A 10,715-nucleotide genomic window follows, 5' to 3' on the forward strand; every position below is an offset into this window, starting at 1 on the left:
TAGGTTGGACATTAAGGATTGACCGAGACCAAGCCATACTTCAGGCGCCCGGTTTTCCTGTCTCTGTCAGGGTGTGCCCGTTTGGCATATCTTGATAGATAATTCACTGCCCAATTCCAAGTTTGTTTTAATTCAGAACAAGCGTCATGGAGTATCGATTCCATTAATGGATAAAACCAGCTCTGCGTATTTTTCGCTACCATGAAGCTCGATATATCGACGCCCATCAGTCGTTGAATACTGAGTCCAATACGCCGTTTCACCAGTAATGCCAGCAAACTGACCCATATCAGTCCTTCCATTAAACCCGCGTTGCGGGTATTGAACTTGCGTAAATTGCAGTAGGATTTCCATTCCTTGAATAGTAACTCTATCTGCCAGCGTAAGCTGCATAGTTGCACGACTGCTGTTGCCGGGTATTGCTCACGCGGCAAGTTCGTCGCCCAATAGGTTGACTCTGATTTATACTAATCCGCATTAAAGCTTGCCCACTACCGCCCAGTCTCTCGTACACATTTTTATCACCCGTTTTGTACTGCTGATAAAGTCGTTCCAAGCGTGGCTGCATGCCTCAACAATATCGTCGGTATGCCAACCTGCGCCATCCATCACAACAATTGCAAGACCCGGCTTGGTTTTTTGAGATATTTGAAGAAGATGTTTGCGCATAATGTCTTTGCTCACGAAAGGCGCTAACAGTGCCTCTGTTTCTCCGGTAGTTGGACATACAGCACCTAACAGGTGCACGTATTCAAACTGCTGTTGGCGAACGGCTCTGGGTCTGGTGCCCGTTTTGGCCCATAAACGTGTGGTAGTGTTCTGTTGACCAAAACGGGCTTCGTCCTGAAATCAAATGTCTATTTGATCGTGTCGAACATGTACGGGCGTGTTAAGGATCGTTTCCAGGGGGAACTTTTTTATATACGTCTTGGACGCTAGATTGTTGTTTCGGGTGCTTTGAGCGGCTGGTTATCCAACTATAACCCAAATAGCCAAGAATCTTATAAATATGGTTTAGATGATAATCCACCCCAAATTCAGACTGTATATACTCTTTAATATGCATGCCTGTTAGCCTTCCACCCTTATCAGACTGCGCTCTTTTATCTATGAAACGAGATAACTGCTGCTTTTGTTTTAAAGAAAGTGAAGAACGTTTGCCCAGGCGAGGTTTATCATCCAAACCTGATAATCCATGAGCCAAATATTCACTTACCCAATTATTCACACTGCGACGAGCTACTTTAAGTTGCCGAGCAACCTGCGCTCGATTGTGGCATTCCAAATAAAGTGAGACTGCTAATAGTCTCAGACGTTTATTGGGGTTCTTTTCCTTTTTCGACAGTCTCAGTAAATCAGCTGAAGACAGCATAATCACAACTCAGAATAACGATGATAGGTGGCTACTAATTAGATCATACTTCAATGCTAATTGGTATAACCCTTTCGCTTTGAGATGGTTCTGGAACTGTTTGTTTTGATATAGCCACCCTTGGTCCAAATGGATAAGTGGCTTTTCATGCTGCTGTAGTTTACTTGTCGCGGCTTTAAGCATATCAGTAACCAATGGTAATGTGACCGATGTCCGTACTTCATAGCTGACAACTTCCTGATTAAACAGGTCAATTATTGGTGACAGATAGACCTTCTGCTCTTTAACCTTAAGCTCTGTCACATCGGTCACCCATTTTCGATTGGGTTTCTCTGCCGTAAATTCCCGATTGAGCGTATTGTCTGCGATTTTGCCAACTTCTCCCTCGTAGGATTTATAACGTTTAGGTCTGACTTTGGATTTTAAACCAAGCTCGTTCATCAGACGTTGCACGCGCTTGTGGTTAATCAGCAGGCCCTTCGTTCTCAGGGCAGAAGTAATTCTACGATAGCCATACCGCCCTTTATGTTTGTGATAGATATCACGTATTTTTACGCGTAAATCAGTATTGGGGCACGGCCGTTACAACGTATTACGGTGATAGTAATATACGCTCTTTGGGAGGCCCGTGATTTTCAATAAGTGTTGTAAGCTGTATATTGCCTTGAACTCTTCGACAACTATCGTTTTGTCTTTGCTTGTTTCTTTCTGGCTTGAGCCAAGGCTTCTAACTTTTTAGAACAGCATTCTTAGCACGTAAATAGTCCAACTCTTCTTTTAGTTCTTTTTCTGTCATTTCAACTGATGGTTTTGGCGTAGAAGAGTCGTTTGTCACGCGAGGCCTACCTTTTTTCTTTGGTTTAATACCGGAGATACCATCGCGAGCACAAAGCTTTTGCCACTGAAATAGAATACCGGGGGACGATAAGTCGAAGTAGGCACTGGTATGCGAGAATGACCAACGATTCTCAGACATTGTTTTATGTACGTGAAGTTTAAATTCAAGCGTGTAAGGTAATTGCTTATGAATAAAGCTATTAGCACCATTCAGGCGATAGACCTGAGACCAGTAGCGAATAAGATTAGCGTTGATTTTGTATTTTGAACCTATAATCCTAGAACTTTCTTCTTGAGTTAGTTGCGCGAGCTTTAACTTAATAGCTCTATGATATTTGGACATAAAAAGATCCCAGTAATTGAATTGTCCAACTATTGGGGGTCACTTCATTGTCCGTGCTGGCTTTTGTATTGAAGGTGTAAGAACCAATTACCAGGTTAAATCGTCCGGTATTTCGTAGTCGGCGTACCAGTCATCTTCTTCCGATTTCGCTTTGTTCTCCTCGCGGAGATCGGCGCGGTATACCACCACGTTTTCATCACGTTCGGCGATTTTGTCGGCTACTGGGGTGGGTACCAGTGCGTATTCTTCGTCCAGTCTCACCACTGCCAGTCGCGCATCCAGTACCAGTTTGTGCACTGCTGCGCTGACGTACATGCGTTTTACCACATTGTCGTCGGTGAAATTGAGTAGCGTATCGCCATCACCTTTCGGCTGCTGGTTGGTGGTAATAAGCTGGCGTATTTGCGCTACTACCGCTTTTTTGTCTGCTTCCGCTTTGCGTTGCTGATTCAGCTCGCGGTCCCGTTCCTTTTTAGCCTCTGCCGCAGCTTGCGCTGCGACTTTGCTGGCGTCTTGCTCAACGGCTGCGCCTTTGTTTTTCAGCTTCTGTTTTTTACGCTTCTCAGAGCGGGCTTGTTTCGCTTTTGATTTGTCTGCCAAGCCTGCTTTGAGTAACTGTTCTTGTAACGATGCCATTTACCTGAACCTGTTTATTTCTTTTTAGTGTCTTTGGGTTGCCATTTGCCGTTTTCGTACCAGGCAGACCATCCTGTCGCTTTGCCTTTGGCATCTTCCGACATAACATACTGCTGCTTGGTTTTACGGCTGTAGCGAACTATAGACGGGTTACCGTCCGGATCGGCTTTAGGCGCGTCCGCAAGATAGTAAAACTTCGGTGACAAACGGTCGCGGAAGCGCGCCAACTCTTCCACTTTAGGTGCCCGTGTTTCCCGCGATTTCGGGAAATTGTGGGCAGCCAGGAAAATACCGGACGCGCCATCGCGTAATACGAAGTGCGCATCGCTCTTCTCACATGGCAGCTCAGGTAAATCTACCGGATCTTCCTTAGGCGGCGCAGCTTCACCGTTTCTCAGTAACTTACGGGTGTTCTTACACTCTGTGTTGGTACAACCGAAGTACTTACCGAATCGGCCGTTCTTCAGCTCCATATCGCTGCCACACTTGTCGCATTCAATGATGGGGCCGTCGTAGCCTTTGATCTTAAACGTGCCCTGCTCTACGTAAGTGCCGGGACATGCCGGTGAATTACCGCACACATGCAGCTTGCGGGTTTCGTCGACCAGATAGCTGTCCATTGCCGTGCCACATTCAGGGCAACGGCGTTTGGCGCGTAAATCTGCGGTTTCCTGCTCGTCGTCGTCATCCACTTTTACCACTTCCTCACCGGAAGTCAGGTTCATGGTGTTGGTACAACGTTCTTTTGGCGGCAGATTGTAACCTGAGCAGCCCAAGAACACGCCTGTGCTGGCTGTTCTAACGTTCATGGGGCGACTGCACTTGCCGCAATCAATTGCAACCGGTACAGCCTGATTGGGGCGCATTCCGCCTTCTTCAGGATCTTGCTCGGCACGCAGTAACTTCTGGTAGAAATCGGAATAAAACAAATCCAGGACTTTTTTCCAGTCTTTATGGCCTTCTGCGATTTCGTCCAGCTGTTGTTCCATGTTGGCCGTAAAGTCATAGCCAATCAGGTCATCAAAGTTTTCCATCAGGCGATCGTTTACGATCTCGCCCATTTTCTCGGCGTAAAAACGTTTGTTTTCCAAACGCACGTAGCCGCGATCCTGAATCGTCGAAATGATGCTGGCATAGGTTGACGGACGGCCAATCCCGCGCTTTTCAAGCTCTTTTACCAACGACGCTTCGTTAAAACGCGCTACCGGTTTAGTGAAGTGCTGCTTGGGATCCAACTGCTGTAAATTCAGCGTGTCGCCCGGCTTCACGTCTGGCAGTAACTTGTCCTCGTCGCCTTTCTTGCTCTTTTGCGGTTGCACTTTGGTCCAACCGTCGAATTTCAGTACCCGGCCTTTGGCAACCAGCTCAAAATCACCGGCTGCAACTTTCACGGTTGTGGCGTCATATTTTGCAGGTGTCATCTGACACGCCACAAATTGTCGCCAAATAAGCTCGTAGAGACGCTGTGCGTCGCGTTCCATGTCTTTTAGACTGGCAGCCTGGGTATTGACGTTTGAAGGCCTGATGGCTTCGTGAGCTTCCTGTGCGCCCTCTTTGCTACCGTAACGGTTAGGCGACGCTGGCAAATAGGCACTGCCGAAGTTGTCGTCAATGAAACCGCGACACGCATCCAGCGCTTCCTGACTCAGGTTTGTTGAGTCGGTACGCATATAGGTAATGTGACCTGCTTCGTACAAGCGTTGGGCCAGCATCATGGTTTTCTTTACACCAAAGCCCAGACGCGTACTGGCAGCCTGTTGCAATGTAGATGTAATAAACGGTGCTGACGGGCGGCTCTGAGTTGGTTTCGACTCGCGGCTGATCACTTCGTACGGAGCATCTTTTAACAGGGCTACCGCTGCGTCGGTTTGCGCTTTGTTAACCGGCTTGAAGTTTTCTCCGGCCTGCTTCATAACCTGCATGCGCAGCGCATCGCTGGACGCTGTGGTTAAATCGGCGTGTACATCCCAGAACTCTTCGGGCACAAACGCTTTGATTTCGCGTTCACGCTCTACAACCAGGCGCACCGCAACAGACTGAACCCGTCCGGCAGACAGGCCACGGGCGATCTTTTTCCACAACAGTGGCGACACCATAAAGCCTACAACGCGGTCGAGGAAACGTCGCGCTTGCTGGGCGTTAACCCGTGCGGTGTTCACTTCACCCGGATGTTCGAACGCTTCTTTTATTGCGTTTTTGGTAATTTCGTTAAATACCACGCGCTGATAGGTTTTGTCTTTCTTACCCAACAACTCTTGTAAATGCCAGGCGATGGCCTCTCCTTCGCGGTCCAAATCCGTTGCGAGGTAGATGGTGTCGGCATCTTTGGCGAGCTTTTTAAGCTCATTAACGACTTTTTCTTTGCCTTCCAGCACCTGATAGTGTGCTTTCCAGTTGTGTTGCGGGTCGACACCCATGCGGTCAACCAGCTTCTGATATTCAAATTTTCTGAGGTACTCGGCCTTCTCTTCGTCCGAATACGTTTTCAGTTCTTTGGCGCTTTTTTTCGGCTCGACTTTGCCTAAAGCTTTAGTTGGTAGATCGCGTACGTGGCCCACGGAAGATTTTACGATAAAATTTTTACCGAGATATTTATTAATTGTTTTCGCTTTGGCCGGTGACTCGACTATGACCAGTGATTTTGTCATAAATAAGAATTAAACCTTTGAAAAATTTAAGTTTTTGATGCTAAGCCAGAAAAATAACAAGGCAGATTCACTCATACAGGCTAACGCTTCTTTTTTTAACATATATCTACAAAGTGAATGGAAAACAAGTTCTTCTTCATACTTATTCGCAATGATGTTTTTTTGCACAGCAATATTAGCTCATATTTTAACCACCGCGATTGGCACCGCCACTAATTTACGTATAATGCGCCCGAGTTAGGTATGGTATTGCGGCTTTGATTCGCCGTTACACCGTTTACATTTATAGCGACAGAACCGGAAATTACCAAGTCAGTGATACCCGGTTAATAAAGAATAAGGCAGGAAATCATGCAATATTGTGAAGCGAATTTTGATGGTCTGGTGGGTCCAACGCATAACTACGCCGGGTTGTCCTTTGGCAATGTTGCGTCTTATTCAAATGCCAACGCCGCCAGTAACCCCAAAGAAGCCGCTTTACAAGGCCTTAAGAAGATGAAGGCACTGTCGGAAATGGGTCTGGTGCAGGGCGTGTTAGCCCCTCAGGAACGGCCTGACATTGCCACACTGCGCAGACTGGGATTCAGCGGCTCTGATGCCAGCGTACTTGAGCAAGCCGGCAAGCAGGCGCGTGAAATCTTTTTAGCCTGCTGCTCAGCGTCCAGCATGTGGACAGCCAACGCGGCCACCGTATCGCCAAGTGCCGATACTGCCGACGGTAAAGTGCATTTCACACCGGCTAACCTGACTAACAAGTTTCACCGTTCACTGGAACCACAGGTGACCGGCAATATTCTGAAAGCGACCTTTGCGAACAGCAAGTATTTTGCTCACCACACTCACCTGCCCGACAACGAGCATTTTGGTGACGAAGGCGCAGCTAACCACACGCGTTTGTGCAGTGAGTATGGGCACGCAGGTGTTGAGATTTTTGTGTACGGCCGTCACGCGTTCAGAAACGACCGTCCGCAGCCGAAAAAATTCCCGGCTCGTCAAACCTTTGAAGCCAGCCAGGCAGTTGCGCGTTTGCATGGTCTGAGCGACGAAAACGTGGTGTATATTCTGCAGAACCCGGATGTCATTGACCAGGGTGTGTTCCATAACGACGTGATTGCCGTCGGTAATCAAAACGTACTGTTTTACCATCAGCAGGCGTTTCACAACAGCGCTGCGGCGATTGCTGAAATTCAACAAAAATTTGGCGAACAACCGCTGCACTTTATTGAAGTAAAAGACAGTGAAGTGTCTGTGCAGGATGCGATTAAAACGTACTTGTTTAACACCCAGTTAGTTACCCTGCCCGATGGCAACATGACTATTATTGCGCCGTCTGAGTGTCAGGAGAACCCGGTTGTAGAACAATACCTTGCAGAGCTTGTTACACGCAATACACCGGTAAAAAGCGTTAACTACTTTGATGTTAAACAAAGCATGCGCAACGGCGGTGGCCCGGCTTGCTTGCGGTTACGCGTAGCGCTGACCGATGCAGAATTAGCGGCGGTAAATCCGAACACGCTAATGAATGACGAGTTATTCGGTAAACTGAACAACTGGGTAGAGAAACATTACCGCGATGTACTGACCGAAGACGATTTACGTGACCCGCAGTTACTCACTGAATCTCGTACCGCGTTAGACCAGCTGACTCAAATCCTGAAACTGGGTTCGGTGTACCCGTTCCAGCAAGCCTGATTGAATTGACTAGTTCCGGTTCTTAGGAACAACAAAAAAGCCGCTCCTGACTTCAGGAGCGGCTTTTTTTGTATGTGGTTGTTAGGGTCTACAGGGTATCTGCGCAGCTGTTGCTGGTTCCCCATGTGCTCGACGGAGGTGGTGAACCTTGTGTACTGCGATCTTCAGCGGATACGCCCAGCGTGTACTGCATAGTATCGACTGACTCAGTACCTGACGACTCCCCTCTCGCGCTTAGTGTTAGCTGCACCCAACCGCCGTATTGCTTCGGATAATTCAACTCAATCAGCGCTTGCCCGTTTTCATCGGTTGTTGCATCAGCATCGATTGCTGCTGTGTTACCCGGTGTTAGCTGCCCGTCTCCATTTAAGTCTTCACCGACATCCAGACGACCATTACCGTTAGCATCTTCGCTGTAGCATTGAGCGGTGATAACCTGGTAGTGGATGGAATCATCTTCATCCCACAACCAATAGCCCTTGAAGTATGCATAGCCTACCGTTTCAATAACCGGCGTCGCACTGAACGTTAACGATGTGCCTTCCACCGGGTTTGCATCGGCATCCGTTACAAACACCGAGAACTCTTTACTGTAAGAAGACTGCTGCGGCGCTTCAATCAGATTGCCGGTACCCATAGAGATATCAAAAGGCCGGTCACCCACTGTCAGGAATGTTGTGTTGGTAACGGTCGGCTCATCATTTACATACGCCGTTACTTCTACACTTTGATACGTGCTCACGGCATTTGATTCATACACCGTCGTAGCGATACCCCGGCGGTCCGTGCGACTTTGTGCATCGGTCAGGTTGCCGTTTGATACGTCGTTCACTTCAAAATTAACCAGCTTGTTGCGAACACGGTTGCCATCTGCGTCCAACACGACAGCAGAGATTGTGCTGGTTTGCCCATCTGGCCCAATCGAGTCAGGTGTTGCATCCAGTATCAAGGTTTCTGCATCGGTCGCAATAAAGGCAATGTCAATTTGGGTCGAGACTTCAACGCCGGCACCGTCAGTACCTGTCGCGGAAATGGTCGCCAAACCCGCATTGGTGGACGCAACAGTAAGATTTGCAATACCGTCGGCGCCGGTCGTGGCATCCGCACTCACAATGCTGCCGCGAGAAATTGCAAAGCTAACAGCGCCACCCGCAAATGGATTAGCATCGCGCAGCCAGCGGATTTGCAGTGGGAAGTTGGTATTTAACGCAATGTCTTCTTCAACGTTGTTCACATCCGGCGCGTTCAGGAAAACAAACTCGTCCTGTTGTACCTCTATTTCAAAGCTGCTTTGGGTGTTTAACGCGCTGGCAGTTAAAGCATAGGTACCTGACGCTGGAGCGGTAAACTGAATAGAAACACGGCCCTCGTCGCCTGTCACTGGCTCTACATTATTCACCGTCGTTGCCGTCACGTCTGCACCGCTTGGGTCTGTAACTACAAGCGTAAGGGCTTCGCCAGCAATCCCTACATTGTCGGAGTCTTCAAGGCTAATTGTTACGTTAACGGCATCGCCAATAATAGCAGACGTTGCACCATTTATATCAATTTCAGTACCCACCACGTTTATGCTCAACGTTTCGGTTAGCGTAGTTTCACCCGATACCGTGGCAGTCACAGTAATGGTGCGATTTTCCTTGTCGCCGCCGGTTCTTAACTGAACCCGCGCGGTGCCGTTTTCATCGGTAATCGGCTGGGTTTCAGCAATGGCAGCGTTATTGTCGGCCGAGAACGACACCGTGACATTTTCCAGCAGGATGTTTTGTGCATTTTTAACGACGGCCCACAACTCCACTTCGTCGTTGCCACTTGAAGACAGTTGCGACTGACTGGAGAAAATTTCAAGGGATTCAGGCGTTTCAACCGTTGCGGTGGTACCTGAAGACGTAAAACCAACTTGTGCACTGGTGGTGGAGTCCAGTGTTGCTGTAACCATGCCGCTGCCCGACAGTTCGCCCACGATCAGCGTTATTGTCGCGACGCCTTCACTGTTGGTTAATGCTGTACCGGTATCGTTGGAAAAGCGCGCCAGGTTTTCAACCGAAAAACTAAACGACACAACCTGGTTTGACGCGGGGTTGCCGTCGCCATCCGTGACCGTGGCCCGCAAGGTCAGTGGCGAATCGCCGGTTAATTCTGTACTCGTTTCACCGGCACTGTCGGTGAGCGCTACGCTAATACTGTAGGTGGGATCAGGCGTAACGGTACCAGGATCGTCATCCCTCGATACCTCACCACCGCCACCACACGCAACAAGTAACAACAGTGCCCACATGGTGGATAATAAGCGTAGAGATTGCATTTTCATCGTCTTCCTGGACCTCTTTACCGTGATTGGGTCATTTTAAGTATTTAAAACTGCTCTGAATCTGGCACACTAACTAAGTACAATAATAAAATAACATTTCAGGGAATTTACATGTCTCAGTCTTCACACAAGTACAGCTTAACTGCACGCATCTTTATCGGCATGATTGCCGGAATCATTATTGGTGCCCTGCTTCAATTTATATTTGATGATAGCGGAGATTTACGCTTTTCGATATTCTCGATGGAAGTTTCCACGTATAGCATTTTGGTCGAAGGTATATTTTCAACCCTCGGGCAAATCTTCATTTCCAGCCTGAAAATGCTGGTGGTACCGCTGGTGTTAGTGTCACTGATTTGCGGTACCAGCTCACTGTCTGATCCATCCAAATTAGGCAGACTGGGCATCAAGTCTATCAGTTTCTACATTCTCACAACCGGGATTGCAGTGTCACTGGCCATCATGGCAGGTTTGCTGGTTGCTCCGGGTGAAGGGTTGAACCTGCAGGCTGAAACGACCTATGCTGCAAAAGAAGCCCCTTCCCTGTCGCAGGTTATTGTTAACATGTTCCCCAGCAATCCAATCAATGCCTTAGCTCAGGGTAATATGCTGCAAATTATTGTGTTTGCTGTATTACTTGGTGTCGCAATGGCCATGACCGGCGATGCTGGCAAGCGCGTCGCGGCATTCTTTGAAGATCTGAACACCGTTATTATGCGTCTGGTTACCATTATTATGAACCTGGCACCGTACGGGGTTTTCGTATTGATGGCCAAACTGTTTGCCAGTATTGAACTGGGCACAATAATCAGCCTGGTTAAATACTTCATGGTGGTGTTGGTGGTGCTCATTATTCACGGCCTGGTTACCTATTCCGCG

General features: G+C 48.2%; 6 protein-coding genes and 3 pseudogenes. 2 read left to right on the forward strand and 7 right to left on the reverse strand.

Annotation, left to right across the window (positions count from 1 at the left end):
• Positions 1 to 11: 11 nt before the first annotated feature.
• The 6 genes and pseudogenes from AC4MRN_RS15905 to topA form a co-directional block, all read right to left on the reverse strand.
• Positions 12 to 464, reverse strand: a pseudogene (locus tag AC4MRN_RS15905) (transposase); the annotation flags it as partial.
• A 13-nt stretch (positions 465 to 477) separates the two neighbouring features.
• Positions 478 to 1,369, reverse strand: a pseudogene (locus tag AC4MRN_RS15910) (IS630 family transposase).
• Between the two features lie 12 nt (positions 1,370 to 1,381).
• Positions 1,382 to 1,930 (reverse strand): annotated as a pseudogene (locus AC4MRN_RS15915) (IS3 family transposase); the annotation flags it as partial.
• A gap of 169 nt (positions 1,931 to 2,099) precedes the next feature.
• Positions 2,100 to 2,552, reverse strand: coding sequence for a transposase (locus tag AC4MRN_RS15920; RefSeq protein WP_491203829.1), 453 nt, complete (start codon positions 2,550 to 2,552; stop codon positions 2,100 to 2,102).
• Positions 2,553 to 2,639: 87 nt separating this feature from the next.
• Positions 2,640 to 3,188, reverse strand: coding sequence for a DUF2058 domain-containing protein (locus AC4MRN_RS15925; protein ID WP_255053241.1), 549 nt, complete (start codon positions 3,186 to 3,188; stop codon positions 2,640 to 2,642).
• Positions 3,189 to 3,202: 14 nt separating this feature from the next.
• Positions 3,203 to 5,836 (reverse strand): type I DNA topoisomerase, encoded by a 2,634-nt coding sequence (topA, locus tag AC4MRN_RS15930; RefSeq protein ID WP_370240741.1) that lies wholly within the window; start codon positions 5,834 to 5,836, stop codon positions 3,203 to 3,205.
• Positions 5,837 to 6,187: 351 nt separating this feature from the next.
• Between topA and astB the strand changes: the two genes are divergently transcribed.
• Entirely contained in the window at positions 6,188 to 7,528 is a 1,341-nt protein-coding gene (gene astB, locus AC4MRN_RS15935; protein ID WP_487966824.1) for an N-succinylarginine dihydrolase, read from the forward strand.
• 88 nt (positions 7,529 to 7,616) lie between these two features.
• Here the strand turns inward: astB and AC4MRN_RS15940 are convergent, their stop codons facing one another.
• Positions 7,617 to 9,836, reverse strand: coding sequence for an Ig-like domain-containing protein (locus AC4MRN_RS15940; RefSeq protein ID WP_491203830.1), 2,220 nt, complete (start codon positions 9,834 to 9,836; stop codon positions 7,617 to 7,619).
• 111 nt (positions 9,837 to 9,947) lie between these two features.
• Here AC4MRN_RS15940 and AC4MRN_RS15945 point away from each other — a divergent pair.
• A partial coding sequence (locus AC4MRN_RS15945) for a dicarboxylate/amino acid:cation symporter (RefSeq protein ID WP_491203831.1) occupies positions 9,948 to 10,715 on the forward strand: 768 nt, incomplete at its 3' end.

It is taken from the genome of Marisediminitalea sp. (assembly GCF_984433645.1).

Excerpts from the sequence above, each read along its gene's own strand:
- AC4MRN_RS15920 (WP_491203829.1), bottom strand. The coding sequence starts at position 2,552 with ATGTCCAAATATCATAGAGCTATTAAGTTAAAGCTCGCGCAACTAACT.
- AC4MRN_RS15925 (WP_255053241.1), bottom strand. The coding sequence starts at position 3,188 with ATGGCATCGTTACAAGAACAGTTACTCAAAGCAGGCTTGGCAGACAAA.
- topA (WP_370240741.1), bottom strand. The coding sequence starts at position 5,836 with ATGACAAAATCACTGGTCATAGTCGAGTCACCGGCCAAAGCGAAAACA.
- astB (WP_487966824.1), top strand. The coding sequence starts at position 6,188 with ATGCAATATTGTGAAGCGAATTTTGATGGTCTGGTGGGTCCAACGCAT.
- AC4MRN_RS15940 (WP_491203830.1), bottom strand. The coding sequence starts at position 9,836 with ATGAAAATGCAATCTCTACGCTTATTATCCACCATGTGGGCACTGTTG.